Genomic DNA, 26,950 nt, shown 5'->3' with positions numbered 1-26,950 from the left:
CTCACACGCCGAACAGCCCCGAGTACCAGACGGCGATCGCGTCGCCCGCGAAGGTGCCGAGATACGCGCCGGCGACCATGAACGGCGCGAACGGCACCGCCGTCTTCCGATCACCACGCCCGGTGGCCAACAGCACCACGCCGAACAGCGCACCGAACGCGAAGCCCGCGAGCGCACCGACCACCAGCGCCGCCCACGACAGGTACGTGAGCGCGCCGCCGAGGAGCCCGGCCAGCCGGACATCCCCGAACCCCATGGCATGGGGGAACAGCACCGCGATGAGCCAGAAGGCCGCGCACAGCAGGGCCCCGCCGACCAGGCCACGCCCGAGCGGCCACCACGCGCCCCGGTAGGCCGAGCAGACCGCCAGCAGCACGGCCATGACCACACAGGACGGAATCACGAGCGCGTTCGGCAGGCGCCGGTGCTCGAGGTCGATCGCGACCAGCGCGATCGAGACCGCGGTGAGGTAGAGGTACGCGGGTAGTGCCGAGGTCAGCCCGATACCGGTCATTTTCGCCGTGACCACGAGAAAGGACAGGCCCGTACCCAGCTCGATGACCGGGTAGCGAGCGGCGATCGGCGCGCCGCAGTCGGCACATCGGCCCCTGCGCAGCAGCCAGCCCAGGACGGGCACGTTGTGCCGCGCACGGATCCGGTGGCCGCACGCTGGGCAGCGCGAGGGTGGGGTGATCAGCGATTCTCCCCGGGGGAGGCGGTGGACCACCACGGTGAGGAAGGAGCCGGTGACAAGCCCCGCCACCGATACGAGTAGCAAAAGGACGGTCATCGCGTCCAGTTTCCCATTATCGTCGGCCGGTCGAGCACAACCGCACGCCACCCGATCGTCTTAACAGAGCCCGAAAACCGCGCGCGCCCGCCTGGAAAAAGTTCGGTAATTCACGCGAAAGTGCCCAGTTGCCGACTTTCCCCGGATTTTCCATCGTCTCAGGTTGACAGCGAAAATCCGATTGGTGGAAGCTGCCTCTGCCCATCGGGACGGCCGCCCGTCACCGCTTCGGCAATCTGCTACGCCCCCCGGACCCCGCGAGTAGCGGGACGAACGGCGCTCCGTCCCCCGTGGGGCATCCGACAGATTCTCGAAAGGTGATCCCCTTGTTCAGCAACCCTGTTCGAAGTGCCGTGGTCGGCACTCTGGTGGCTGCCGGCATGATCGGCGGAACGGCCGGCGTCGCCGAGGCATCGACACCCGCGCACTCGGAGGCCGCCCGGGCCGAAGCGACGCAGACGACCCTGTTGTGCTCCACAGTGGACGCGCTGCAGTCGGCGCTGTACGACCTGTCCACCACGACCGACCCCGCGCTCGTCAACATCGAGCTGGCACACGTCATCGCGCTGCTGCAGCAGTACCCGCCCGTCCTGCCGCCCGCGCTGGCGTCCACCTACTTCTGGCTGGTGGCCAAACTCCAGATCCTGCGGGGCATGGTCGCCGCACTGCCGACGCCCCAGCTGATCCAGCTGGTCAACAACCTGGCCCGGCACCTGGCCGACGCCCTGGACGAGGTTCCCTGCGCTCCGGCTGCGGGGGTCAGCTGAGCCAGGGGCAGGTCACTGGTGGCGTTGTGAGGGCCGCCACCAGTGACCGTGTCCCGGCCGCGCGGATGAGACCTCAGGGACGGACGCGGCGATAACCGGCACCACGCACCGCGCGAATCGGCGAATCCGGTTCGCACCAGCCCCTGCCGAATGGCCCGGGCAGGCCGACGCGGGTGGAATGTGAATACACCCGTGGCGGCACACTGGCCTACGCCCCATCGCGATCGTGACGGCTTCAAGACCCGCGGCAGTCCGGCGCTGGTGGTGGTTTGCGCGTGCCCCCGACGGGACTCGAACCCGCCCTGAATCGATTCCCAGCCGATCTTGCGCGACGTTTGTCCATGCCTAGCGACACCTGTCGCTAGCTGGTCAAATAACGAACGCAAACACGCAACCGGCACGGTCAGTCGCCGTCGGCTGACACCAATTGTGGGGCAAAAGTGGGGCAGTTGATGTTGTTCGGCCCGCTACCCGAACCAGGTCACGTTGAGCACGTCGACCCGGTCTTGGTCGTCGAGCACGAGGTAGGTGATGAACCCGCGGTCGTCGGCGAAGTCGAGCTGCCGCATCCAGCCGTCCGGGTCGGCTTCGTTGTATGGCCGGCCGTTCCACGGGGTCAGCTGGAGCACGCCCATCGCGTCGGCGAGCAAGGGCAGCACTTCAGCCGGAAGGGCACGGATCTGCGCACGGACCTGAGGGTCCGTCACGATGCGATATACCACGAGAGGGTCAGACGCCCAGCTCCGTGCGCAGCTGCTCCCACTCGACCGCGTCTTCCGGCGGCTGCCCGGTTCGCCGCGTCCGCTCGGCCTGCTGCAACATCCTGCGATGGGCGACCGGATCGGCCTGCGTCATCCGCGCGATCCGCCGCCAGTTGGCCAACATCGACTGCAGCGTCTCCAGGCTCAACGTCTCCGACGCCTCCCGCAGAGCCCGCTGGTAAGCCGCATCGAACGCCGGAGCCTCCTCGGGCAACAGAGCCGTTCGGATGTCCCGCGGCGAGTCGAATCGCTCCGGCCCCGGTGCACCATGGTGAGACGCTGCGGCAGTCATGCCCATACGATAACCCGCCGCGGACTCGATCATTACGATTTAGGCGAGAGCGGGGACGCACGATAACAGGCACCTTGAGCGTGGCGACCCACAATGCATGAGGTCCGGGGCTGTATTCGCGCTGCTAGTGGGCGTCCTCAGCGTCGCACTGGCGGCATGCGGCGCGCAGAGCCCGTCCGCGCCCAGCCAGCCGCCCGCTGCACCGGCCCATTCATCGACCCCAGCCTCGACGTCGACGATCTCCCCGCCCACGTCAACGAGCACACCTGCACCGACCACCCGGCCGCCCACCAAATCTTCAATGCGTCCGACGACGACACGGTCAACCCCAGGAGCCAATGGTCCGGGTTGCGGTCAAAGAGCGGTCACTGCGGGCAAATTCAACCCGCAGTGCCACGAATACCAAGGCTATCTCGATCCAGGCGGTCCCGGCCGCGGAAAGACGTCCGGCGATCTCCAGCACGAGTACGGCTGCCAGCAGGGCTACATCCCGAAGAGTCAATGCTGACCTGATATCGCGACCCCTTGACCTTATTTCGGGTCCAGCAGGGCCAGCAGCGGAGCATGACTACGCGACCTGATCTGCAGCGGAAGCTTCCACGGGTTGTCGCCACGGCGGGTGTGACGCCACACGTGCTCATCAACCCCGATCGCGGTGACGCCGTCGAACCGGCGCTAGTCATCGATCAGCAGCCGCTTGCCTTCGGCCATGCCGGCGTCGTTGGCGGTGTTCCACGCGACCCCGAGGCCTTCGGCGACCCGGGCGACGGTCAGGTGCTGGACCACGATCGCTTCCAGCGCCCACCGCAGCCCGCGGCGCGACAACTTCGCTCGCGGCTCGCCGCCAGCGTGGTGTCCTGACGCCAGACGTGCTTGCAATCGGTGCATCTGTAGCGACGCACGATGATCTCCAGCATGGTCGCGCGCCAGCCCAGCGGTTCGTGCGCCAACCGACGGACGACGCTGTCACGCGGGACGCCTTCACCGCCGCAGCGACGGCACCACTGATCGGACTTGACGACCCGGCACGTGATCACCGCGCGGTCTAACTCGAGACGCTGTCCTATGGCTTCGAGACCGAGCTCGTCGAGTCGGCAGAACGTGGTCAGGTCAGGGCACGCGAAACCCGCCACCGTATGGCGGGCGGTCACATCTCCTCAGTGATGAGCGGCCTCGTCCGGCGCTCGCCACGTGCCACGGTGCGCACAGGGGCGCTGTCGCGCGATGTCGCAGCCCGGAGCAGGAGCAGAGGCGTGGCAAGCAGCAGAAGGCCGGCGAGCCCGATCGCGATCCTCGTCGACGTCAGCGCTGCCAGGACGCCCCAGGCGAGCGTGAGGAAGGCTGTGGCGAGGCTGCTGCTGATCTGCCACGCCGACAGCGTGCGTGAGAGTCGCTCGTGTTCGATGTGCTTGAGCCGGAAGGTGGCTACCACGGGGTTGAACAGGCTCATCGCGATGATGACGCCGAACTCGATGGACGCCACGTTCCGCGGCCTGACCGACCCGAGGAGGCAACTCTCAGGCACGGGACTCTCCAGCGCCCTGGTCATCGAGGACCGCCACGAGCTGCTGGTCGGCCCGAAGCACCCGCTTGCAGATGCTCCGTCTGTGACCCCACGCCAGCTCGCCGATCACCCGATCTGGATGCCAGGGCTGCCCAGCGGGGACGAGGTCGCGGCCTACTACGCCGAGGTCGGCGCCACGTTCGGGATCACCCTCGACGTCCTGGGCCCTGCGTTCGGGGCCGAGGTGCTGATGACCGAGATCGCCGATTCGGCGACGCTCGCGAACCTCGTCGGCGAAGGCTCCCGCTATCTCTGGCCCGCGCACTACGACCTTCGACGCATCCCGATCGTCGACCCCACACCGGTCTTCCCGCTTTGGGTCATCTGGCGTACCAACAACCGGCAACCCGATCTAGCCGAGCTGCTCGCCTTCCTCAAAGCCGACTTCGCTGGCCGACAAAGCAGCGACAGATGGCGCCCGTCCTGGGCGCGCCACGGCCACTAGTTAGAGCTGCTGCAACTCTGGTGGGCAGCTGCGACGCCGTCGCCGTGTCAAAGTTCCCAGTCCACCCTCATCTGTGATGAGCCGGCAACGTGGGGCCTAAATGGACCTGACGATCTTGAGCGCCCTCAGCCCCACCCACTGACCAGCAAGAGCGTGCCCCCGACGGGACTCGAACCCGCACTTGATCGATTTTAAGTCGACTGCCTCTGCCGATTGGGCTACGGGGGCACCGCTCAGCATATGCGGTGCCCCGGCCGCTCAGGACTTGGACGCCCTGGCGAACTCTTCCTTCGGGTTGTTGATCTGCCCCAGCGAGACGACCTCACGCCGGAACAGGCCGCCCAGCAGCCAGTCCAGCAGGATCCGGGTCTTCCGGTTGAACGTCGGCATCGCCTTGAGGTGGTAGGCGCGGTGGAACACCCACGCCGGGAAGCCCTTGACCTTCACGTTCAGCGTGTCCGCCACACCCTTGTGCAGGCCCAGTCCGGCGACCGCGCCGAGGTTCTTGTGGTAGTAGTCCTTCGGCTGCCCGCCCCGCAGCACGCGGATCATGTTCGCCGCGAGGACGCGCGCCTGGCGGACCGCGTGCTGGGCGTTCGGCGGCGTGGTGGCCGTCGGGTCCTGCTCGGTGCGGGCGAGGTCCGGCACGGCCGCGTTGTCACCGGCTGTCCAGACATCCGGATGCCCGACGACCTGCAGCGACGCCGTCGCCTCGAGGCGGCCGCGCTTGTCGACCGGCAGATCGGAGGTGGCGAGCACCGGGTTGGCCTTCACCCCGGCGGTCCAGATGATCGTGTCGCTGTCGAACTCGGTGCCGTCGGACAGCACGACGTGCCCGTCCTCGAACGACTTCGCCGCGGTGGACAGGAACACCTCGATGCCGCGCTTTTCCAGCTGCTCGACCGTCCACACACCGAGCGTCTCGCGCACCTCCGGCAGGATCCGGCCGGCCGCCTCGACCAGGACCCAGCGGATGTCGGACGGGTCGATGTTCTCGTAGTACCGCGTCGCGAAGCGCGTCATGTCCTCGAGTTCGGCCAGCGCCTCGATACCCGCGAACCCCCCGCCGACGACAGTGAACGTCAGCAGGCGCTTGCGCAGCTCCGGGTCCAGTGTGCTGGCCGCCTCGTCGAGCTTGGTCAGCACGTGGTTGCGCAGGTAGATGGCCTCACCGATGGTCTTGATGGCGATGCCCTGCTCGGCGAGACCGGGAATCGGCAGCAGCCGCGCGACCGCCCCGAGCGCGACCACGAGCACGTCGTAGTTCAGCTGCTCGATATGCCCGTCCGCGGCCTCGACGGTGACGGACTTGCGCTCGTGCTCGATCTTGGTGACCCGCGCGGTCAGCACGTGGCAGCGCTTGAGCACCCGCCGCAACGGCACGACCACGTGCCGGGGTTCGATGGCGCCCGCCGCGGCCTCCGGAAGGAACGGCTGGTACGTCATGTGGGGCTGGGGGTCCACGATGGTGACGGACGCTTCATTGGCGCGAAGCTTCTTCTGCAGCCCCAACGCGGTGTAGAGCCCGACGTAACCACCGCCCAAGATCAAGATCCGGGTCGGTTCCGACTTCACTGCGGCCATACCGGCATCCTCCCACTTTCCCCGGCACGATGCTCGTGTACCCCGACCAGCTGTGACCGGGGTCGCCGTCCCAGCACGAAACGATTCAGATCGGTTTCACAGCGTGGCCGCCGACAGGGTGCTCGCGCAACGCGTCAGTCAGCCGAGTCCGGCCAGCTCGGCGCCGCGAGCGAGGACCTCCCGCAGCATCGCGGGCGTCAGGCGGCCCGTGAAGGTGTTCTGCTGCGACACGTGATAGCAGCCCAGCAGGTGCAGATCGTCCAGCACGACCTCCACCCCGTGCCCGAACTTCGGCAGCGGTTTCGGCAGCGTCCACCCCTGCGCGAGCACCGGCAGCAGCGCCTGCCAGCCGAACGCGCCGAGCACGACGATCGCGCGCAGGCGCGGCCTCAGCAGTTCCAGTTCCCGCACCAGCCAGGACCGGCAGGTATCGCGCTCCGCCGGCGTCGGCTTGTTGGCCGGCGGCGCGCAGTGCACGGGCGCGGTGATCCGCGTGCCGTACAGTTCGAGCCCGTCGCCGCGATGGCTGGACGTGGGCTGCGACGCCAGTCCGACGTCGTAGAGCGCCTGGAACAGCACATCCCCGGAGCGATCGCCGGTGAACATCCGGCCGGTGCGGTTGCCGCCGTGCGCCGCGGGCGCCAGTCCGATGATCGCCAGCGAAGCGTCGGCCGGGCCGATGCCCGGCACGGGGCGGCCCCAGTATGTCTCGTTCGCGTAGGCCGCCCGCTTCGTCCTGGCGACTTCTTCCCGCCACGCCACCAGACGCGGGCAGCGGCGGCATTCCGCGATCTCCTCGTCGAGCCGCTCGATCGTGTCGGGCCTGAGCTTTGTCACCCCTCCACAGTATGTTGACGTCATGCCCGACACCCCCGAAGAGGAGACCACGGACAAGAAGGCGCCCGAGCCGAGCGACGAGCTGGTCACCACCCAGCACACGCTCACCGTCAAACGCCGCAAGCTCGCGTACACCGTGCGCACCGGCCGCATCGTCGTGCGCAAGGAGGTGCTCACCGACGGCAAGTTCGAGGGCCACCGGCCCAAGGCCGAGGTGTTCCTCACCTCGTACACCCTCGATGACGCCGAGCCCGGTTCCCGCCCGGTCACGTTCGCGTTCAACGGCGGCCCGGGGTCGGCGAGCATCTGGCTGCACCTGGGCCTGCTCGGGCCGCGGCGGGTCGTCTCCGGTGACGTCGACTCGCCCGAACCGCCGCCGTACCGCCTGGTCGACAACCCCGAAACCCTGCTCGTGCACAGCGATCTGGTGTTCATCGACCCGGTCGCGACCGGGTACTCGCGGGCGGCGAACGGTGAGAAACCCAAGGACCACCTCGGTTTCACCCCGGACATCGAATCCGTCGGCGAGGTCATCCGCCTGTGGACCTCACGCAACGGGCGCTGGCTTTCGCCGAAGTTCGTGGCCGGCGAGTCCTACGGCACGCTGCGCGCCGCGGCGCTGGCCGCGCACCTGCAGGAGCGGCACGGGCTGTACCTCAACGGCCTCATGCTCATCAGCAGCGTGCTCGACATGGGCACTATCCGCTTCACAGAGGGCAACGACAAGCCGTATCCGCTGTACGTCCCGACGTATGCCGCCATCGCGCACTATCACGGGCGCCATGGCGACCGCCCGCTCGACGACGTCCTCGCCGACGCCGAGGAGTTCGCCGCGCGAGAACTGCCGTACGCGCTGGAACGCGGTGCCCGCCTGTCGCCGGAGGAACGCACCGCCGCCGTGCAGACGCTGGCTTCGCTCACCGGACTCGAAGAGTCCTATGTGGACAGGGTGAATCTTCGTATCGAGCACGTCCGGTTCTTCACGGAGCTCCTGCGGGATCGCGGTCTGACGACAGGACGCATGGACGGCCGGTTCACTACCTGGGAGCCGGACGGCGGCCGCGAGCAGATGAGCGACGACGCGTCGATCTCGCGGATCATCGGCGCCTACTCGGCCGCGTTCAACCACTACGTGCGCAGCGAACTCGAATACGAGAACGACCTGCCGTACGAGATCCTGTCGATGGACGTCGTGCGCGATTGGTCCTATTCGGACTTCGAAGGCCGCGCCGTGTCCGTGGTCGACGGGCTCAGCGCGGCGATGCGGGCGAATCCGCATTTGAAGGTGCACGTGGCGCTCGGCTACTACGACGGCGCCACGCCGTACTACGCGGCCGAACATGTGCTGGCACGCCTGCAGATCCCCGAAGAACTGCGCGAAAACGTCGAGTCGGCGTACTACCCGGCCGGACACATGATGTACGTGCACGAGCCCTCACGCGTTCAGCAGTCGAAGGATCTCGGCGCGTTCATCGCGGCCAGCAGCAACCGGTAGCCGGGGAGGACACGACCGAGTGCCGGGTCGCGTTCACCGATTAGCGGCCAGCACCGCCGCGAGCCCTTCTTGTAGGTCTTTGACGAAATACTCGGGAACCTCCAGCGACGGGAAATGCCCGCCGGTTTCGGGTGACGTCCATCGGACGATCTGCCGGTACCGCTGCTGCGCCCAGGGGCGCGGACACTTCTCGACGTCGCGGGGATACATGCTGATTGCTGAGGGGACGTCGACCCGAAGTTCGGGATCGAGCGAGTTGTGGCTTTCGTAGTAGATGCGGGCCGACGATGCGCCGGTCCGCGTCAGCCAATACAGGGTGACGTCGTCGAGAACACGGTCCCGGGAAATCGTCTCGAACGGGCTGTCTTCGGTATCGGACCACTCGGCGAGCTTGTCGAGGATCCAGGCAAGAAGCCCGACCGGTGAGTCGACGAGCGAGTAGCCGATGGTCTGCGGCCGGGTCGCCTGCTGCTTCGCGTACGCCGCGCGGTGGCGCCAGAAATCGCGGGTTTCCTCGGCCCACGTGCGCTCGACCGCCGTCAGCCCGTCCGTGGTCAACCCGGGCGGTCCCTCCGCGAACGTCGTGTGGATGCCGAGAACGTGTGCCGGGAACCTGCCGCCGAGAACCGTGGTGATATTGCCTCCCCAGTCGCCGCCGTGGGCTGCAAACTTGCGGTAGCCGAGCCTTCCCATCAGTTCCACCCACGCGGCCGCGATCTTTTCGGTTCCCCACCCGGTGGTGGCCGGCTTGTCGCTGTAACCAAAGCCCGGTAGCGACGGGACCACGACGTGGAACGCCGGCGCGTCCGCATCGTTCGGATCTGCCAGCTCGTCTACCACATCGACGAACCGGGCAACGCTGTCCGGCCAGCCGTGCGTCAAGATCAGCGGAGTGGCGTCCGCGCGCGCGGACCGGCGGTGCAGGAAGTGGATTCCCAGATCATCGATGGTCGTGCGGAACTGGCCGATCCGGTTGAGGCGCGCTTCGAACGACCGCCAGTCGTACCGGGTGCGCCAGTAGTTCACGACATCGACGAGGTCGGCCAGAGGAACGCCCTGGTCCCATCGGCGAGGGTCGGGCGCGGCGCGATAGACCGTCTCGGCCTCCGGTAGCCGCGCCGCGGCCAATCGCGCGCGCAGATCGTCGAGGTCAGCGTCAGGTGCGTGGGTTTCACATGCGTGCACGTCGGTGGCTGGACGGGACATGAGACCTCCTGAGCGTCGTAGAACCGGCTATGACGGTTCTAGCACGCCGCGATGTCCGCGTGCAACCAGCTAAGGTGGTTCCATGCGTGTTGGATTCCCTGACTTCCGCCTCGGTAACGTGCTGGCGACCAGCTTCACCGGGACGCTGTCGGAGCGCCACGGGGACGCTGTGGAGCGCATTCCCACGCCGCAGCGACTTGTCGACTGGCTGGCGGTGAACGGCCTCGCCGTGGACTCCTGCACCACCGCCCAGCTCGACCTCGCTCGGGAACTGAGGGAGTCGATTCACGCCGTCGCGACAGCGGCCGCGGTGGGCGACGCGCTCCCCGCATCTGCCGTCCACGTCATCAATGACCGCAGCGCTCAGGGTCGAGCCGCAGCGATCCTGACCCCCGAGGGTAACCGGCAATGGCGGCTCAGCTCGGCCTCCCGCGTGGAAGACGCCCTCAGCGTGATCGCCGCCGACGCGATCAGCATCATCGCAGGCGAACGAGACGGAAGACTGGCCCTGTGCGCGTCACCAACCTGCCGAGCCGCCTTCTTCGACACCAGCCAAAGCCGCACCCGTAAATGGTGTGACATGAACACCTGCGGGAATCGTCAGAAGAAAGCGCGCTTCAAAGCCAATCAGGGTAAGAACGGCAGATCTGCGGAGTGATCGGTCTCGCCACCGCCTCCTGCGACCCCTGCTGAGCCATTGCGGGGCCTCAGCGCACACCCTTCTCGTCCACGGTGATCTTCGCCTGCGGGCCGCCCGCGCCGCAGGCGGGACCGTTGGGGTACACCAGTTCCGGCGTGACACTCACGGTCTCGCCGGAGAAGGTCAGCGTCACCGGAGCGGCGGGCAGCCCGGGCACCGTCGCGAACCCGGTCTTCCCGCCGGTCTCCCGCATCCGCGCACCGCAGGTGTCATCGGGACCGCCGGTGCAGGGTGTGGCGACCGCCGTCGTGGCCGGGGTAAGCACCACCGGATAGCCGTGGCACGAACCGTTCCAGCACACGTCGATACCTGCCGTGCCGCCGAACCGCGCGGCCACGGACGGCGCGATCGCCACGCTGATGCCTGGCATCGCGCCGATCGCCGTGCAGGCGCGTTCCGGGGCGCCGGCCTGAGTCCCGCAGGCCGTGAGGACCACCAGCAGTACGAGTAGCCGCATACCTGATGGACGGCCGGCGCGCCCGGAACGGTTGCCTCAATCCCGCGCGTACGCCCCGCCGTGTTTCACGGCGGCATAGGCGTCGACGGAACCGTTGCCGTAGAACCCGTTGAACTCCGGCGTGCCGGCGCAGGTTGCGGTGAACGACGCGTCGCGGCCCTCGTCGAGGTAGTCGACCGTCCGCGGGACCGGGCACGCGATCGGTGCGGCCGTCCCTTCGAGCACGCGCTGCACGGCGTCCGGGCTCAGCCCGAAGCCGCCACGGCCCGCTTTGCCGTACTGCGAAACGATCAGCGCGGCGACACCCGTCGCATGCGGCGTGGCCATCGAAGTCCCTTGCAGGAACTGGTAATAGCCCACCCGGCCGTCCGGTGCGACGGCCTTCTGCACGCCGAGCGCGACCCCGTCCGGCGTGACGTTGCCGTGCGCGTCGATGTTCCCGTCCGCGATCCCGACGTTCTTCGGGTACGCCGAGAGGATCAGGTTCTCGTTGGTGCGGAACCAGTCCGTGCCGAACCCGTCGCGGTAGTACCCGCCCGGCGCCGAAACGGAGATCTGCTCGGTGCCGTAATTCGAGTAGTCCGCCTTGGCCCCTGACGGGCCGAACGCGCCGACGCCGATCGTGTGCGGGCCTTCGACCGGCAGCGACAGGCAGGTCGCGTTGTCGATCGTGCGGTCGTGCGTCGAGTCGGCCGGGTAGTCCGGGCTCGTCATGTCCGGTTGCGGCGCGCCGAGATCGCTGTGCTCGTTGCCGAGCGCGACGACCGACGTCACGCCCTTGCGGTGGGCGTAGTTCAGCGCACGCGCGATGGCCTCGGTGATGGTGCGCTGCTCGAGTTTCTCGGCCTCGGAGTCGGCCGGGTTGTCCGCGCAGTTGTACAGCCACGGGTCCACATAGAACGACATGTTCACCACGTCGATCCCGGCGTCACCGGCGTAGGTCAGCGCGTCGACGGTCGGCTGCAGGAAGAAGTAGCCGGAGTCCTGGCCCGCGCGGACGTTCACCAGCGTCACGTTCGGCGCGACCCCGGAGACGCCGAAACCGTTGGCGGCCGCGGCGATCGTGCCCGCGACGTGCGTGCCGTGGCCGTTGTCGTCGTGGTTCGCGGGATCGACGCAGCCGCGGTACTCGCACGGCCCGTCGACCACCGCGCCGGTCTCGTCGGTGGGGATGTCGCGGGTGAAGTTGCGCGAGTCGGCGGCGTCGAAGTTGGGCGCGATGTCCGGGTGCGAGCCGTCGATGCCGGTGTCGATCACGCCGACCTTCACGCGCTTGTCACCGGGCTGCACGGTGCGCGCAAGATCCGCGCGAATCGATTTGAGGCCCCACAACTGGTCGTCGAGCGGGTCGGTGCCGGCGGGCTTGACCGCCTTCTTCTTCGCCGAACCGCCCTCCTTCTCCACCGCGCCGGGTTTCCTGACGGCCTTGTCCTTGGGCGCCTGCCCGATCGACGTGGCCTTGGCCGCACCGTAGATCGCGCGGTCGGCGGAGACCCGCTCGGCGAACCCGTCGGCCGGGGCGCTGGCCGTGATCAGCCCGACGGCGGTATTGGTGTGCAGGACCGTGCCACCCGCTGCCCGGATGGCCTGTTCCGCAGCGGCGACGCTCTGCCCGGCGGCCGCCAGCACGGTGAACTCCGTCGTCGCACCCGAAAGCCGCGGTCGTGCCACGGCCGCCGGACCGGCGATCACGATACCGCCGATCAGCGGTACCGCGAGCGCGGCGACGAGCAACCTGGATCTTCTCAAGGAAACTCCTCCTCACCACAGGGTGAGAGGAACCTACCTAAGGTTTTGGTAAAGCGGCACAAAAACCCGACTAAAGTCAGTGGGCAAGCGAGAGGGCGATCCCGTCGAGGATGTCGTGCTCGCTGACGATCAGCTCCGTGGGCCCACCGCGCTCGGCCAGCTGTTCCGCGAGCAACCGCACGATGAGCGCCCCGCCGCCGATGACGTCCACCCGGCCGGGGTGGATCACCGGGTTCGCGGCCCTGGTTTCGTGGTCGGCCGCGAGCAGTTCATCCGACAGCGCGAACAGCTGCGCCCGCGACAGGCGGGAAAGGTGCGTGCGCTCCGAGTCGTACTCCGGCAGCTGCTGTGCCACGGCCGAGAGCGTGGTGACCGTGCCGGCGACCCCGATCCAGGTCCTCGCCTTCGACACGTCCACCACGTCGAAGGCCTGCCCGAGCACGCCGGTCGCGAACTCCCGGCCCGCGGCGATCTCGTCCGCCGTGGGCGGATCCGACTTCAGGGCCCGCTCGGTGAGGCGCACGCAGCCGACGTCGACCGACTTCGCCGCGGTGATCGAGGCACTCCGGCCGTCCCACTCACCGAGCACCAGTTCGGTCGAACCGCCGCCGACGTCGACCACGAGGAACGGTCCGTCGTCGGGATCCTGCTCCCCGACCGCGCCGGTGAATGACAGCCGCGCCTCCTCGTCGCCGCTGATCACCTCCGCCTCGGCACCGAGGACTTCCCTCGTCATCGCGAAGAAATCGTCCCGGTTGCGGGCGTCGCGGGTGGCCGAGGTGGCGACCATGCGGACCCGCTCGACGCCCTTGCGACGCGCCGCGATCGTGTAGTCGGCGAGCGCCACGCGGGTGCGCTCCAGCGCTTCGGGGGCGAGCTCGCCGGTCGCGTCCACGCCCTGCCCGAGCCGCACGATGCGCATCTCGCGGTGCAGGTCACGCAGGTCGACGGTGCCGTCGTGGCGCTCGGTCAGCTCGGCGACGAGCAGGCGGATGGAGTTCGTTCCACAGTCGATCGCGGCAACTCGGGGCATGCTCGGAAGCGTACTGCGGCGCGAAGCGCCTCGGTTGAGGGTGGCGGTGGGCGAGGGGCTGGCGCTAGGCACAGTCGCCGGACGGCCAGTCGGGGCGCAGCAACTCCAGCGTCTCGTCCCCGAACGGGTTCACGCCAGGGCCGCGCGCGAGGGTGTGCGCGAGGTGAACATGCAGGCATTTGACCCGGCCCGGCATCCCGCCCGCGGTGATCTGGTGACCGAGCGGTTCGATCGCGTCCCGCTCGGCCAGGTACGACTCGTGCGCCCGCAGGTAGGCCGCAGCCAGCTCCTCGTCGACGGCGAGGCGTTCGGTCATCTCCTTCATCACGCCGGACGCCTCCAGCCGCCCGACGAGAGAGGCCAGGCGCGGGCAGGTCAGGTAGTACAACGTGGGAAACGGCGTGCCGTTCTCGAGCCGCGGACTGGTCTGGACCACCGCCGGATGGCCGCTGGGGCACCGGGCCGCGATCGCGCGCAGGGCCCGGGGCGGGCGGCCGAGCTGCTGCGCGATGATCTCGCGGTCGGCTTCGGTCACCGGCTCGAACGTCTTCTCCACGAACCTATTGTCGCAAGCCGCGCTCAGTGCCCGACCGTGGACCACAGCTGCTCGTACCAGGCCGCGCCGCCGGGCTCGGCCTGCTGCCGCGCCCTCTGCTGCTGCCCCTGCGGCGTGTCCTCGGGCAGTTGGACGAGGTACGGCGTCTCGCCGGGCATCACGTACTGCAACCGGCGCCGCGCCTCGGCCTCGACCTGCGCCGGATCGTTGAGCGCCGCCTGCCGCGCCTGCAGCCGCGCGACCTCGTCGCGAAGGTGCGCCTGCTGCTGCTCCTGCTGGGAGATCTCCGCCCGCTGGCTCAGGTACGTCCGCAAAGGCACGGCCAGGGTGAACGCCAGCGCGCATACGACGATGGCGAGCACCGCGGCCCGCCGCGTCGTCGACATGCCGAGCACCCGGGCCGCCCCGCCAGGCTGCTTCGCCCCGAGCCCCCGGCGCAGGCGCGACTTGACCGGCTCCCGCCGCACCCGGCGACGCCGGCTCTCCGCGCTCGGCGAACCCGCGGCGCGGCGCGGCGACTGGCCGTCCGCACGGCGTTCCGTGCGGCGGCCCCGTCTGGTCCGCTCCCTGCCCCGCTGGTCCATCGGCGCGACCGTCAGCTCTCCGGCGTGAACCGCGGGAAGGCCAGGTCGCCGGCGTAGCGGGCCGCGTCGCCGAGGGTCTCCTCGATCCGCAGCAGCTGGTTGTACTTCGCGACCCGCTCGCTGCGTGCGGGCGCGCCGGTCTTGATCTGGCCGACGCCGGTCGCGACCACGAGATCGGCGATCGTGGTGTCCTCGGTCTCGCCGGAACGGTGGCTCATCATGCTCTTGTAGCCGTAGGAGGTCGCGAGCGTGATCGCGTCGAGGGTCTCCGACAGGGTGCCGATCTGGTTGACCTTGACCAGCAGCGCGTTCGCGGCGCCGCGGTCGATGCCCTGCTCCAGCCGGTCCGGGTTGGTGACGAACAGGTCGTCGCCGACGATCTGCACGCGCTCGCCGAGCCGGCTCGTGAGCGCGACCCAGCCGTCCCAGTCGTCCTCGGCCAGCGGGTCCTCGATGGACACCAGCGGGTACGCGTCGAGCAGTTCCGAGTAGTACGTGGTCAGCTGCTCGGCGGTGCGCTTGCTGCCCTCGAAGCTGTACGCGCCGTCGGCGAAGAACTCGGTCGCCGCGACGTCCAGCGCCAGCGCGACGTCGCGGCCGGGGCGGTAGCCCGCCTTCTCGATCGCGGTGGTGATCAGGTCCAGCGCCTCGCGGTTGCTCGACAGGCTCGGCGCGAAGCCGCCCTCGTCGCCGAGGCCGGTGGTCAGGCCACGGCCCTTGAGCACCGACTTGAGCGAGTGGTAGACCTCGACGCCCCAGCGCAGCGCCTCGCGGAAGGACTCGGCGCCGATCGGCGCGATCATGAACTCCTGGATGTCCACATCGGTGTCGGCGTGCGCGCCGCCGTTGAGGATGTTAAGCATCGGGACGGGAAGCACGTGTGCGTTCGGCCCGCCCAGGTAGCGGAACAGCTCCAGCTCGGCGGATTCCGCGGCCGCCTTCGCGACCGCGAGCGACACGCCCAGGAGCGCGTTCGCGCCGAGGCGGGACTTGTCGGGGGTGCCGTCGAGATCGACGAGCTTCTGGTCGACGACCCGCTGCTCGACCGCCTCCATACCGATCAGCTCGGGGCCGATCTCGTCGAGTACCGCGGCCACCGCACGCTCGACGCCCTTGCCGTTGTAGCGTTTGGGGTCGCCGTCGCGGAGTTCGACGGCCTCGTGCTCACCGGTCGACGCGCCCGACGGGACGGCGGCCCGCGCGAGCGTCCCGTCGTCGAGTGCCACCTCCACCTCGACAGTCGGGTTGCCGCGGGAATCCAGGATTTCGCGGGCGCCTACCTGCTCGATGACCGCCACTCGTCGCTCCTCATGTCGTGCGGGCGATGACGGGTTCAGCCTAACGGCAGATCATCGTCACCCGTTGGAGGCTCCGCCCTGATTTCCTGCCAGCCCGGCGGCAGATCGGCGGTGTCGGAGATGCGCTGCCAGAACGTCCAGCTGTTGCCGCCGATGTCCGCGACGGTGAACACGCGCGCGCCGTAGGGCTGATCCTGCGGCGGCGTGACGTCGGTGCCCTCGCCCAGCGCCGCGCACACCCGCTCGAACTGAGCGTCCACGTCGTCGACGTAGACCACGTTCAACTGGCCGACGGGCCGGTCGACGCCCTTGCTCTCCCAGTAGTCCGCGCCGACGCCGGCGAGCAGTATCTCGGCGTCGCCGGCCGCGACGGTGGCCTGGAACACCTGGCCGGCGCCGTCGACGTAGCGGACCCGCTCGGTGAAGCCGAACACGCGGACCAGCCAGTCGAGGGCTTCGGTCGCGTCGGTGTAGTACAGGTACGGCGAGAGACCTAGGTACCGAGGTTCGCTCATGGGCGTGTAGTGCACCATGCCGCCATCCCGACCCGTGATCGCACCCCTGCCGAAAGCCGGTCCCGCGGGGTAACGTCGATCTGACTATGGATGGCGAGAACCTGACTCCGGACCATGTCGGTGACAACCGGTTCGAGGCGTTCCGTCAAGCCGAGGCGCTGGTCGAGAACCGCCGCCCGCTCGACGCGCTGAGGGCACTGCAGCCAGTGCTCGACGCCGAACCGGACAAACCGAGCGTGCAGCTGCTGGCCGGCCGCGCTTATTTCCATTCCGCGCAGCTCAGGCATGCCGAGCAGGCGTTCACGCGCGTGCTGGAGCTCGATCCGTCGGATCACTACGCCCGGTTCGTACTGGGCCGCACACTGCAGCGCCTCGGCCGGTTGGTCGAGGCGCTCGGTCAATTACGGATGGCTTGGGCGATGAACCCGGTCCCCGAGTACCAGGACGCCCTGTCCGAGGTCAACGCCCGCGTCCGGCTGCAAGAAACCTGACCGCCCCGCCCCCGCTCAGCGGGCTGGGGCGGCGGTGGCGAAGGTGTCGGCGGCGGTGAGGGTGTCGCGGGTGTCCGGCAGGGACTGGGTGTAGCCGAGGATCGTCGACCACCAGCCGTTCGCGGTCGACAGGTCCGCACCGGTCGAGCACAGGTAGCGGGCGACGGTGTACGCGGCGTCGGCGACGTTGCGCATGTCCGCGCGTTTCGCGTCGTTCGTCGCGCGTGCGGACCAGCGGTTCCAGATCGGCTGCGGCACCGGCAGCGGTCCGGAGCCGACGGCCTGCACCTGGCCCAGCCCCGCGAGCGTCGCCCACGAAAGGTGGCAGTTCGGCGCCTCTTCGCGCATCCGCATCTCCGCACGGCCATAGGCGCCGAGCAGCACAGCCGGGAGCTTCGTGGGCCCGGCGAGGTCGCGAGCCCACTCGTCCAACTGGGCTTCGTCGGATTTCGTCGGCCGGTCGACGGGCGCGGCGACGGCCGGCTTGGGCGCCGCGGCCGCGGGCGGCGGGGACGGCGGCCCAGGCGCGGGCAGGGGCTTCGGGCTGTCGGGCCTGGTTGTGCCCAACGTGAAGATCAGGATGAGGCCGGTCGCGACGACACCGAGAGCCAGCCACAGCGTGGACGCCGAGCGACGCGGCTTGGTGTCCCCTGGATGGGTGGGCTCGACCACCGGATCAGGTTAGCGGCCTCACCCTCATGCGCTACTGACGCCGGGATCACACAATTCGTTATCTAAGCCTCACCTAAGGCGCTGACCAGCCCAAACGCGCCCAGAAACGCCCGATTTGCCCGGAATCCGGCACGCCGGGGGCATACTGGCACTAGACATACAGGCAAGGCTTACCTAAAACATCCTGTGAACGGACCGCACTGAGGAGGCCCCAAGTTGTTGTTCTCGAGCCTGCTCATCGGCCTGCGTGAAGGCCTCGAAGCCGCCCTCGTGGTGAGCATCCTGGTTGCGTTCCTGGTCAAGACCGACCGTCGGCAGGCCCTTCGCTGGGTCTGGCCCGGGATCGCCGCCGCGGTGCTGCTGTCGATCGCGTTCGGCGCGATCCTCACCTACACCACCGCGCAGCTGTCCTTCGAACAGCAGGAACTGCTCGGCGGCAGCCTGTCGATCGTCGCCGTCGGGTTCGTCACGGCGATGATCTTCTGGATGCGCAAGGCGTCCCGGACGATCGCCGCCGAACTGCGCGGGAAGATGGACGAAGCGCTCGCCGTGGGCCCGCTCGCGGTGCTGCTGCTGTCCTTCCTCGCGGTCGGCCGCGAAGGCCTCGAGACGGCGGTCTTCTTCTACGCCTCGGTGCAGAGCGCGCAGGGCGGCACGACGCAGCCGCTGATCGGGTTCGCCATCGGGATCGCCGCCGCGGTGACCATCGCGTACCTGCTCTACCGCGGCGCCGTCCGGTTCAACCTGGGCAAGTTCTTCACCGTGACCGGCGTGCTGCTCGTCTTCGTCGCCGCCGGGGTACTCGGCTACGGCCTGCACGATCTGCAGGAGGCCGCGTTCCTGCCGGGGCTGCACACCCTCGCGTTCGACACATCGGGCGCGATCCCCGAAACCTCCTGGTACGGCGCGCTGCTGAAGGGGATCTTCAACTACTCCCAGCAGACCACCGTCCTGCAGGCCACCGCATGGGTGGCCTACGTCCTGATCGTGCTGCCGCTGTTCCTGCGGCCTACCGCCCCGAAACCCGCCCTCGCGGGTGCGAAGGAGTGACCTTGCCGAAGAGACTGTTCGCGCTGGCCGGTCCGGCCGCGCTGCTGACGCTGGCCGCATGCTCGGGCGGCGGGGATTCGGCGAGCGGGGGCGGCGGGCCCATCACCGTCTCGGCTTCCGATACCGCGTGCGAGGTCTCCGCCACCACCGCGAACGCGGGCAACCTGACCTTCGAGGTCACCAACAAGGGCACCAAGGTCACCGAGTTCTACCTCTACGCCGAGGGCGACCGGATCATGGGCGAGGTCGAGAACATCGCCCCCGGGCTGACCCGCAAGCTCACCGTCGAGATCGCGACCGCCGGTACCTATCAGACCGCGTGCAAGCCCGGTATGACCGGCGACGGTATCCGCGGCACGTTCACCGTGGCGGGCAGCGCGGCGAAGCAGGCCGACTCGAACGCCGAACTGGCCGCCGCCACCAAGAGCTACGCGTCCTATGTGGAAGACCAGACCGACGTGCTCCGCACGGAGACGCAGAAGTTCGCCGACGCGGTCAAATCCGGCAACGTCGAAGACGCGAAGGCGCGCTATGCGGCCACCCGCGTCTACTACGAGCGGATCGAGCCGGTCGCGGAGAAGTTCGGCGACCTGGACCCGGCGATCGACGCCCGCGAGGCGGATCTCGAACAGGGCCAGCAGTTCACCGGTTTCCACCGGCTGGAGAAGGATCTGTGGGTGACCGGGCTGCAGCCGGACAGCGCGCAGGTCGCCGACCGGCTCGTCTCGGACGTCAACGCCCTGATCGGCAAGTCGAAGACGCTCGAGCTGAGCGCGCTCGATCTGGGCAACGGCGCCAAGGAACTGCTCGACGAGGTCGCGACCGGCAAGATCACCGGCGAGGAGGAGGCCTTCTCGCACACCGATCTGTGGGACTTCCAGGCCAATGTGGACGGTTCGAAGGCGGCGGTACAGGCGTTGCGGCCGGTGCTGCAGGCCCGGGACGCGGCGCTGGTGTCCACCATCGACGGGCAGTTCGCGAACGTGCAGAAGCTGCTCGACGCGACCCGCGCCGGTGACGGGTTCAAGTACTACACCGAGCTGAGCCAGGACCAGATCAAGGAGTTCGCGTCGGCGGTCGACGCGTTGAGCGAACCGCTGAGCAAGGTCGCGGAGGTCGTGGCGCAATGAGCGAGGTGTCCCGGCGCCGGGTGTTCGGCCTCGCCGGCGCCGGCGCCGCGCTCGTCGGGGCGGGTGCCGCCGGGGTCGGGATCGACCGCGCGCTCGGCACGAACACCGCCGCCGCGGCAACGGACATCGTGCCGTTCACCGGCGCGCGTCAGGCCGGGATCGTCACGCCCGCGCAGGAACACCTGCATTTCGCGGCGCTCGACGTCACGACGAAGGACCGCGCGGCGCTGGTGTCGTTGCTCAAGACCTGGACCGGCGCGGCGCGGCGGATGACGGCCGGCCGGGAAGTCGGCATGTCCGGGGCGGTCGGCGGAGCGAAGGCCGCGCCGCCCGACGACACCGGCGAAGCGCTCGACCTCCCCGCGTCCGCGCTCACGCTGACGATCGGCTTCGGACCGTCGCTGTTCGACGGCCGGTTCGGCCTCGCCTCGCGCCGCCCAGCCGCGCTCACCGACTTACCGGCGTTCCCGAAGGACAACCTCGACCCGGCGCGCAGCGGCGGCGACCTGTGCATCCAGGCGTGCGCGAACGATCCGCAGGTGGCGGTGCACGCGGTGCGCAACCTGGTGCGGCTCGGCTTCGGCAAGACCGAAGTGCGCTGGTCCCAGCTGGGCTTCGGGCGCAGTTCCTCGACCTCGACCACGCAGAGCACCCCGCGGAACCTGTTCGGGTTCAAGGACGGCACGAACAACCTCAAGGCCGAGGAGTCGTCCGCGCTCGACGAGCACGTCTGGGTCACCGAGACCGACGACCAGCCGTGGCTCGCGGGCGGTTCCTACCTGGTGGCGCGCCGCATCCGGATGCACATCGAGACCTGGGACCGGACCTCGCTCGACGAGCAGGAGAAGATCGTCGGCCGGGCGAAGGGCAGTGGGGCCGCGCTCGGGCAGAACGCCGAGTTCGACCCGGTGGACCTGCACGTCGGCGGCGCGGACGGCGAGCCGATGATCCCGGCGGACTCGCATATCCGGCTGGCCGCGGCGGAATCGTTGAACGGCGTGAAGATCCTGCGCCGCGGCTACAACTTCGTCGACGGGTCCGACGGGGTCGGGCATCTCGAGGCCGGGCTGTTCTTCATCGCCTTCAACCGGGACCCGGGCAAGCAGTACATCCCGATGCAGAACGCGCTTTCGGCCAAGGACACGATGATGGAGTACGTCCAGCACACCGGTTCGGCGCTGTTCGCCGTGCCGCCCGGGGTGTCGGAAACCGGCTACTGGGGCGATTCGCTCTTCGGCCAGTAGGCGCGCCAGCCCTCGGCCTCCAAAGTGGACGGATCGACGCCGGCCGCACGCGCGTTCGCCTCCGCCGCGCGCACCTGCGCGGCGAAGCGCTTCGCCACCGCCCGCAGCTCACCCTCCGGGTCCACCCCCGCGCGACGCGCGGTGGCGGCGAGGGTGAACATCCGCCCCGGGGCGTCCAGACCGGAGGGGAACAGGTCGAGCGGGATGCCCGCGCGGCCGCTGCGCTGCCCGAGCTTCCCGGCGAGCGCGGCCGCGGGCTGACCGAGCGCGACGCCGTCCACAATAGACTGACGCTGCTTCTCGGCCTGCTTGAGCTCCTCCCACTTCACTTCCTGATGCTCGGGCGTGTGGATCTTCTCCGCGTCCGCGAACACATGCGGATGCCGCCCGACCAGCTTCGCCACGAGCGCACCCGCCACCGCGTCGATGTCGAACGGTTCGCCCGCGTCCTCGGCCGCCAGACGAGCGTGGAAGAGTACCTGCAGGAGCACGTCGCCGAGTTCCTCGCGCAGCGCCACACGGTCGTTCTCCTCGATCGCGTCGAGAAGCTCGTAGGTCTCTTCCACCAGGTACTGCCGCAGCGACTCGTGCGTCTGCTTGGCGTCCCACGGGCAACCGCCCGGCGAGCGCAGCACGTCCATCACCTGTGCCGCCTCGACCAGCCCGGCCCCTTGTGGCTGCGTGATGACCTGCGCGCCGGGCAGCGCCTGGACCGCGGGATCGTCCATCGAGGGCGCGAACACCACCAGCGGGCCCTCCTCCCGCGCCAGCGCCGACGGCTCGGGCGCCGGCTTGGCGCCCGGCAGATCGAGCCCGCTCGCGTACACGGCTCGCGCGTCGCGGACATACGGGATCGCGGCGAGGGGGACACCGGCGTCGGGGTAGGGCAGCAGGACGACGGTGGCGGTCAAGGCTGAGTGGATCCCTTCACGGAGATGACGGCGCCGGTGGTTTCGGCGGCACTGGGCGCGACGGTCATCGCGACCGGGTCCCATACACCGTAGCGCGGGTTGATTTTCAGCCCGGCTACGTCGGCGTACGGCTCCAGGAGCCGCTGGCCGATCGCGACCAGCTGGCTCGCGGTCGGCTCGGTCGTCTGGTCGACCGACTGGCGCGTGTTCAGGTCCCGCTGGCGGATTACCGCGACGATCCACGCCGCCTGCTGGCTGCTCGGCTGGAACGCGATGACGCTGCCCGGCAGCGCGCCGAACACCACGGTCGCGGCGAGGTCGGGTGCCTGCACGGCCGGCACCCGCTCGCCGACGCTGGTCTCCGCACCCGCGGCGGTGTCGGCCTGGATGACCTGCGCGGCGGCCGCCGGGTTCGCGGCCATCTGCTCCGCCTTGGCGAGCGCCTGATCACGCATGGTCGCGCCCGGGCGCTCGGAGACCACCGAGGTGTAGTCGAACGTGACCGACATCTTGTCGAAGTACTTCAGGGCGAGGTCGCGCATCAGGACCTGGTCGGTGACCGCCTCGCGGTGATCGCGGGCGCGGTAGGCGATCTGGTCCGGCACCTGGGACGGGTCGACGCCCGTGGTGGGCACCGGGGCGGCGAGCGGATCCTGCGCCAGCGTCTGCGTGACCAGGTTCTCGTCCGCGGTGAGCCCCTCGTGCCGGGCCGCGGTGGTGACCAGCTCGTGCACGACGAGCTGGCTCACGATCGCGCGGCCGAGCTGGTCGAGTTTGTGCTGCTGCGCGAGTTGCTGAGCGGCGGGCTGTTCCCGCACCGCCTTGTCGATCAGCGCCTGCACCTGGTCCTGGGTGACCTCGTGGTTCCCGATCAGGAACGCGGCCCCGACCTGCCTCGGCCCGGACCCGCATCCGGCAAGCGCCAGCACGCCGGCGAGGACGGCGACGACCGCACGGGAACGACTCATGATCCGCATCACACGCGTACCCTCTCACAGCAGTCACCAGTTTGGGAGCCCGGCGTGTTGGCCCGCCCCGCAGGCGTGTTGGCCCCTCCCGCAGGCGTGTTTGCCCGCCCCGCGGCGGGGGCCCCTCCCGCGGCGGGGGCCCGTGCCGCGGACAGCCAAGTCACCGCCGCGGCGAGCCAACTCACCGTCCGGAAGGGCAAACACGGCGTCCGGAAGGGCAAACACGGCGGTCAAGCGACTGGGCTGGGCTCCTTGGTGAGGGTGGTGAGGAGCTTTTCGCACCAGGTCAGCAGCGCCTCGTCGCGCAGCGGCGGGGCGCCGATCCGGCCGCCGGCCGGGCCTTCGGTCGGTTTCGGGACCGAGACCGTGTTCGTCACCGCCTTGAACATCGCCTTCGGGTATAGCCGCTTGAGCCGCAGTTGCTTCGAGTCCGGCAGCGGAAGCGGGGCGAAGCGGATCGTGTTGCCCTGCACGGTCACTTCGGTCACGCCCGCCGCGCGGCACGCGTGCCGGAACCGCGCGACCGCGAGCAGCCGGTGCACCGGGGCCGGCGGCTGGCCGTAGCGGTCGATGAGCTCCTCCTCCACCGCCGCCAGCGCCTCCGCGTCGGGTGCCGAGGCGATCTTGCGATACGCCTCCAGCCGCAGCCGCTCGCCCGGCACGTAGTCGTGCGGGATATGCGCGTCGACCGGCAGGTCCACGCGGACCTCGCCGAGCTCCTCCTCTTCCGCCGCTTCGGCACCGGCGCTGCGGCGGAACACGTCCACCGCCTCACCGACCAGCCGCACATAGAGATCGAACCCGACGCCCGCGATATGCCCCGACTGCTCCGCGCCGAGGATGTTGCCGGCGCCGCGGATCTCCAGATCCTTCATCGCGACCGCCATCCCGGCGCCCAGCTCGGTGTTCTGCGCGATCGTCGCGAGCCGGTCGTGCGCGGTCTCGGTCAGCGGCGACTCGCCCGGGTACAGGAAGTACGCGTACCCGCGCTCGCGGCCACGGCCGACCCGGCCCCGCAGCTGGTGCAGCTGCGCGAGACCCAGCAGGTCACCGCGCTCGACGATGAGCGTGTTGGCGTTGGAGATGTCGAGTCCGGTCTCCACGATCGTCGTCGAAACGAGCACATCGTATTCGCGTTCCCAGAAGCCCTGGATGATCTTCTCGAGCCTGTCCTCGTTCATCTGGCCGTGCGCGGTCACGATCCGCGCTTCCGGCACCAGCTCGCGCAGCCGCCGCGCGGCCTTCTCGATCGAGGAAACCCTGTTGTGCACGTAGAAAACCTGGCCGTCACGCAGGAGCTCGCGGCGGATCGCGGCACCCACCTGCTTGTCGTCGTACGCGCCGACGTAGGTCAGGATCGGATGCCGGTCCTCCGGCGGGGTGAGGATCGTGGACATCTCACGGATGCCGGCGAGCGACATCTCCAGCGTCCGCGGGATCGGCGTCGCGGACATCGTCAGCACGTCGACATGCGTGCGCAGCGCCTTGATGTGTTCCTTGTGCTCGACGCCGAACCGCTGCTCCTCGTCCACGATCACGAGGCCGAGATCCTTGTACCGCACCCCGGTCTGCAGCAGCCGGTGCGTGCCGATCACGATGTCCACCGCGCCGTCGGCCAGCCCGGCGAGCACGCTGTCCACTTCGGACTTGTCGGTGAACCGCGACAGGCCCTTGATGGTCACCGGGAACGACCGCATCCGCTCGCCGAACGTGTTGAGGTGCTGCTGCGCCAGCAGGGTGGTCGGCACCAGCACCGCGACCTGCTTACCGTCCTGTACCGCCTTGAACGCCGCGCGCACCGCGATCTCGGTCTTGCCGTAGCCGACGTCGCCGCAGATCACACGGTCCATCGGCACGCCGCGTTCCATATCCACCTTGACCTCGTCGATGGCGGCGAGCTGGTCATTGGTCTCGATGAACGGGAACGCGTCCTCCAGTTCGCGCTGCCACGGCGTGTCCGCACCGAACGGGTGCCCGGGCGAGGCCTGGCGGGCGGCGTAGAGCTGGACCAGTTCGGCCGCGATCTCCTTGACCGCCTTGCGTGCCTTGGCTTTCGTGTTCTTCCAGTCCGAGCCGCCGAGCTTGTTCAGCGTGGGCAGCTCGCCGCCGACGTACCGCGAAATCTCGTCGAGCTGGTCGGTCGGCACATACAGCCGGTCGCCCGGTTGGCCGCGTTTGGACGAGGCGTACTCGAGCACGAGGTACTCGCGGGTGGCGCCGGAGATGGTGCGCTGGACCATCTCCACGAAGCGGCCGATGCCGTGCTGGTCGTGCACGACGTAGTCGCCCTTCTTGAGCGCGAGCGGGTCGACCGCGTTGCGCCGCCGGGACGGCATCTTCGTCCCGAGGTCCTTTGTAGACGATGCGGCGGTGGCGCCGCGCCCGGTCAGATCGGCTTCGGTCAGCACGACCAGGCCCAGCTCCGGCGCGACGAAACCCTCGGTCAGGCCACCGCAGGCGACGGTGACCACACCCGCGGCCGGCTCCTTGACCAGCCCGTCCTCGGCGAGCGTGGTGGGGACCTCGGCGCCGGAAAGCTGTTCCACCGCGCGGCTCGCCGTGCCGTGCCCAGCGACGACCAGGACCCCCGTGCCGCCGGTCGCCAGGTGCGCCCGCAGGTCGGCGATCGCGCGATCCACGTCCCCGCGGTAGGCGGGCGCCGGCTCGACCGCCAGCTGGTAGACGTCCTCGCTCGTGAGTTGCGACAGCGTCCACCACGGGCGGTTCGTGTCACGGGCATGCCCGGCCACCTCGCCGAGGTCGCGGTACGCGGACGCGCCGAGGTCGATGGGCGCCTGCCCGCCGCCCGCCGCGGCCATCCAGGACGCTTCGAGGAACTCCTGCCCCGTGCGTACCAGGTCGTGCGCGCGGGCGCGGATCTTCTCCGGATCCGCGAGCAGGACGTGCGTGCCCTCGGGCATCGCGTCGGTCAGCAGCTCCAGCTCCCCTTCACAGAGCACGGGGATGAGCGCCTCCATGCCTTCCGACGGGATGCCGCCGGCGAGCTTCGTGAGCATCTCGGCCAGCTGCGCGTCGGCCGCGTACTGCTCGGCCAGCTCACCCGCGCGGGCCTTGACCTCCGGGGTGAGCAGCAGCTCCCGGCACGGCGGCGCGTGGACGGCCTGGATCTCCCCCGGCAGTGAGCGCTGGTCCGACACCGCGAACGCACGGATCTCGCTGACCTCGTCGCCCCAGAACTCGACGCGGTACGGGTGGTTCGCGGTCGGCGGGAACACGTCGAGGATGCCGCCGCGCACGGCGAACTCGCCGCGCTTCTCGACCATGTCGACCCGCGTGTACGCGAGCACGACGAGACGATCGAGCACCCCCTCGAAGTCGTTGTCCTCGCCGACGACGAGATCCAGCGGCTTCAGTTCGCCGAGGCCGGGCGCCATCGGCTGGATCAGGCTGCGCACGGTCGCGACCACCACGCGCGGCGCATCGCCGCCGCGGAGCCGGTGCAGCACGTCGAGCCGGCGGCCGACGGTGTCCGCCCGCGGGGACAGCTTCTCGTGCGGCAACGTCTCCCAGGACGGGAAGTCGGCGACCATGTCCGGACCGAGCAGGGCGGTGAGCGCCGCGGTCAGCTCCTCGGACTCGCGGCCGGTCGCGGTCACGGCGAGGACCGGCCGCCCGGCGCCTTCGTCGGCCGCGAGCGCGGCGACGACGAGCTGGCGGGCGGCCGTCGGGCCCTGGAGGTCGAGCAGCGGCGAACCGGCCCGCTCGAGGACGCCACGCAACGCCGGATCGGTGAGGACGGACGAAAGCAGACCGGACAACACCCCGTCGGTCACGAAAACTCCCCTGCGCAGGCATGCGGACATGCCACTGCCCGGGACGAGACCGGGTAG

At 69.4% G+C, this 26,950-nt stretch carries 26 protein-coding genes, 1 tRNA gene and 1 pseudogene; 8 read left to right on the top strand and 20 right to left on the bottom strand.

From position 1 onward, the window contains the following. Position 1: 1 nt before the first annotated feature. Positions 2-790: a prepilin peptidase gene (locus tag FG385_RS00980; RefSeq protein WP_139094644.1), complete on the bottom strand. Its 789-nt coding sequence runs from the start codon at positions 788-790 to the stop codon at positions 2-4. Positions 791-1,170: 380 nt separating this feature from the next. On the opposite strand from FG385_RS00980, the gene FG385_RS00975 reads away from it, so the two are divergent. Then, the gene (locus tag FG385_RS00975) at positions 1,171-1,557 is read left to right on the top strand and encodes a hypothetical protein (protein ID WP_139094643.1); all 387 of its coding nucleotides are present in this window, start codon (positions 1,171-1,173) and stop codon (positions 1,555-1,557) included. 467 nt (positions 1,558-2,024) lie between these two features. Here the strand turns inward: FG385_RS00975 and FG385_RS00970 are convergent, their stop codons facing one another. From FG385_RS00970 to FG385_RS34600, 4 genes and pseudogenes are all read right to left on the bottom strand, one after another. Continuing rightward, positions 2,025-2,264, bottom strand: coding sequence for a hypothetical protein (locus FG385_RS00970; protein WP_235022296.1), 240 nt, complete (start codon positions 2,262-2,264; stop codon positions 2,025-2,027). Positions 2,265-2,286: 22 nt separating this feature from the next. Continuing rightward, complete coding sequence (locus FG385_RS00965) at positions 2,287-2,610, bottom strand: DUF6247 family protein (protein WP_139094641.1); 324 nt, start codon at positions 2,608-2,610, stop codon at positions 2,287-2,289. Positions 2,611-3,216: 606 nt separating this feature from the next. Continuing rightward, a pseudogene (locus FG385_RS00960) lies at positions 3,217-3,743 on the bottom strand (ISL3 family transposase); the annotation flags it as partial. Between the two features lie 14 nt (positions 3,744-3,757). After that, positions 3,758-4,093 (bottom strand): hypothetical protein, encoded by a 336-nt coding sequence (locus FG385_RS34600; protein WP_139094640.1) that lies wholly within the window; start codon positions 4,091-4,093, stop codon positions 3,758-3,760. Here FG385_RS34600 and FG385_RS34595 point away from each other — a divergent pair. Continuing rightward, positions 4,083-4,619: a LysR substrate-binding domain-containing protein gene (locus tag FG385_RS34595; RefSeq protein WP_235022295.1), complete on the top strand. Its 537-nt coding sequence runs from the start codon at positions 4,083-4,085 to the stop codon at positions 4,617-4,619. The genes FG385_RS34600 and FG385_RS34595 overlap by 11 nt on opposite strands. Before the next feature lie 154 nt (positions 4,620-4,773). Here the strand turns inward: FG385_RS34595 and FG385_RS00945 are convergent. From FG385_RS00945 to FG385_RS00935, 3 genes are all read right to left on the bottom strand, one after another. Then, positions 4,774-4,847 (bottom strand) — tRNA-Leu (locus FG385_RS00945). Positions 4,848-4,877: 30 nt separating this feature from the next. Beyond that, the gene (locus FG385_RS00940) at positions 4,878-6,203 is read right to left on the bottom strand and encodes an NAD(P)/FAD-dependent oxidoreductase (protein WP_139094639.1); all 1,326 of its coding nucleotides are present in this window, start codon (positions 6,201-6,203) and stop codon (positions 4,878-4,880) included. A 138-nt stretch (positions 6,204-6,341) separates the two neighbouring features. Continuing rightward, entirely contained in the window at positions 6,342-7,064 is a 723-nt protein-coding gene (locus FG385_RS00935; protein ID WP_139094638.1) for a uracil-DNA glycosylase, read from the bottom strand. On the opposite strand from FG385_RS00935, the gene FG385_RS00930 reads away from it, so the two are divergent. Further along, positions 7,063-8,535, top strand: a complete 1,473-nt coding sequence (locus tag FG385_RS00930; protein WP_139094637.1) for a S10 family peptidase — start codon at positions 7,063-7,065, stop codon at positions 8,533-8,535. The genes FG385_RS00935 and FG385_RS00930 overlap by 2 nt on opposite strands. 33 nt (positions 8,536-8,568) lie before the next feature. Here FG385_RS00930 and FG385_RS00925 read toward each other — a convergent pair whose 3' ends face one another. Further along, positions 8,569-9,741 carry an epoxide hydrolase family protein gene (locus FG385_RS00925; protein ID WP_139094636.1) on the bottom strand — a complete coding sequence of 391 codons (1,173 nt, stop codon included), beginning with the start codon at positions 9,739-9,741 and terminating at the stop codon, positions 8,569-8,571. An 82-nt stretch (positions 9,742-9,823) separates the two neighbouring features. On the opposite strand from FG385_RS00925, the gene FG385_RS00920 reads away from it, so the two are divergent. Next, a complete protein-coding gene (locus FG385_RS00920) occupies positions 9,824-10,399 on the top strand; it encodes a CGNR zinc finger domain-containing protein (protein WP_139094635.1) in 576 nt (191 codons plus the stop codon). Positions 10,400-10,448: 49 nt separating this feature from the next. Here FG385_RS00920 and FG385_RS00915 read toward each other — a convergent pair whose 3' ends face one another. The 7 genes from FG385_RS00915 to FG385_RS00885 form a co-directional block, all read right to left on the bottom strand. After that, entirely contained in the window at positions 10,449-10,898 is a 450-nt protein-coding gene (locus FG385_RS00915) for a hypothetical protein (RefSeq protein WP_139094634.1), read from the bottom strand. A 36-nt stretch (positions 10,899-10,934) separates the two neighbouring features. Beyond that, positions 10,935-12,647 carry a S8 family serine peptidase gene (locus FG385_RS00910; RefSeq protein ID WP_139094633.1) on the bottom strand — a complete coding sequence of 571 codons (1,713 nt, stop codon included), beginning with the start codon at positions 12,645-12,647 and terminating at the stop codon, positions 10,935-10,937. 76 nt (positions 12,648-12,723) lie between these two features. Next, positions 12,724-13,680: a Ppx/GppA phosphatase family protein gene (locus FG385_RS00905; protein ID WP_139094632.1), complete on the bottom strand. Its 957-nt coding sequence runs from the start codon at positions 13,678-13,680 to the stop codon at positions 12,724-12,726. 64 nt (positions 13,681-13,744) lie between these two features. Then, positions 13,745-14,236 carry a DUF501 domain-containing protein gene (locus FG385_RS00900; protein ID WP_139094631.1) on the bottom strand — a complete coding sequence of 164 codons (492 nt, stop codon included), beginning with the start codon at positions 14,234-14,236 and terminating at the stop codon, positions 13,745-13,747. A 23-nt stretch (positions 14,237-14,259) separates the two neighbouring features. Then, on the bottom strand, positions 14,260-14,820 hold the full coding sequence (locus FG385_RS34200; protein ID WP_200834235.1) for an FtsB family cell division protein: 561 nt from the start codon (positions 14,818-14,820) through the stop codon (positions 14,260-14,262). 11 nt (positions 14,821-14,831) lie between these two features. Next, positions 14,832-16,118, bottom strand: a complete 1,287-nt coding sequence (eno, locus tag FG385_RS00890) for a phosphopyruvate hydratase (RefSeq protein ID WP_139094630.1) — start codon at positions 16,116-16,118, stop codon at positions 14,832-14,834. 35 nt (positions 16,119-16,153) lie between these two features. After that, on the bottom strand, positions 16,154-16,633 hold the full coding sequence (locus FG385_RS00885) for a VOC family protein (RefSeq protein WP_139094629.1): 480 nt from the start codon (positions 16,631-16,633) through the stop codon (positions 16,154-16,156). Positions 16,634-16,719: 86 nt separating this feature from the next. Between FG385_RS00885 and FG385_RS00880 the strand changes: the two genes are divergently transcribed. Continuing rightward, complete coding sequence (locus tag FG385_RS00880; protein ID WP_139094628.1) at positions 16,720-17,124, top strand: tetratricopeptide repeat protein; 405 nt, start codon at positions 16,720-16,722, stop codon at positions 17,122-17,124. Positions 17,125-17,139: 15 nt separating this feature from the next. Here FG385_RS00880 and FG385_RS00875 read toward each other — a convergent pair whose 3' ends face one another. Then, positions 17,140-17,796, bottom strand: coding sequence for a lysozyme family protein (locus FG385_RS00875; RefSeq protein ID WP_139094627.1), 657 nt, complete (start codon positions 17,794-17,796; stop codon positions 17,140-17,142). Between the two features lie 216 nt (positions 17,797-18,012). On the opposite strand from FG385_RS00875, the gene efeU reads away from it, so the two are divergent. The 3 genes from efeU to efeB are packed head-to-tail and all read left to right on the top strand — an operon-like array spanning position 18,013 to position 21,220. Beyond that, positions 18,013-18,846 carry an iron uptake transporter permease EfeU gene (gene efeU, locus FG385_RS00870; RefSeq protein ID WP_139094626.1) on the top strand — a complete coding sequence of 278 codons (834 nt, stop codon included), beginning with the start codon at positions 18,013-18,015 and terminating at the stop codon, positions 18,844-18,846. Continuing rightward, positions 18,843-19,976 (top strand): iron uptake system protein EfeO, encoded by a 1,134-nt coding sequence (gene efeO / locus FG385_RS00865; RefSeq protein ID WP_407645441.1) that lies wholly within the window; start codon positions 18,843-18,845, stop codon positions 19,974-19,976. Before efeU ends, efeO begins: the two co-directional genes overlap by 4 nt. Next, positions 19,973-21,220 carry an iron uptake transporter deferrochelatase/peroxidase subunit gene (efeB, locus tag FG385_RS00860; protein WP_139094624.1) on the top strand — a complete coding sequence of 416 codons (1,248 nt, stop codon included), beginning with the start codon at positions 19,973-19,975 and terminating at the stop codon, positions 21,218-21,220. Before efeO ends, efeB begins: the two co-directional genes overlap by 4 nt. On the opposite strand, the gene FG385_RS00855 is transcribed toward efeB, so the two are convergent. The 3 genes from FG385_RS00855 to mfd form a co-directional block, all read right to left on the bottom strand. Further along, positions 21,190-22,131, bottom strand: a complete 942-nt coding sequence (locus FG385_RS00855; RefSeq protein WP_235022292.1) for a MazG family protein — start codon at positions 22,129-22,131, stop codon at positions 21,190-21,192. The two genes, efeB and FG385_RS00855, sit on opposite strands and share 31 nt — an antisense overlap. Further along, positions 22,128-23,099, bottom strand: coding sequence for a SurA N-terminal domain-containing protein (locus FG385_RS00850; RefSeq protein WP_327436803.1), 972 nt, complete (start codon positions 23,097-23,099; stop codon positions 22,128-22,130). The genes FG385_RS00855 and FG385_RS00850 overlap by 4 nt, the downstream gene beginning before the upstream one ends. A gap of 230 nt (positions 23,100-23,329) precedes the next feature. Continuing rightward, positions 23,330-26,878 carry a transcription-repair coupling factor gene (mfd, locus tag FG385_RS00845; RefSeq protein WP_139094833.1) on the bottom strand — a complete coding sequence of 1,183 codons (3,549 nt, stop codon included), beginning with the start codon at positions 26,876-26,878 and terminating at the stop codon, positions 23,330-23,332. Positions 26,879-26,950 lie beyond the last annotated feature (72 nt).

This window comes from Amycolatopsis alkalitolerans (assembly GCF_006152065.1).
GTDB lineage: Bacteria > Actinomycetota > Actinomycetes > Mycobacteriales > Pseudonocardiaceae > Amycolatopsis_E > Amycolatopsis_E alkalitolerans.
The sequence above is the reverse complement of the archived record's forward strand: the minus strand, read 5'-3'. Positions and strand labels throughout refer to the sequence as shown.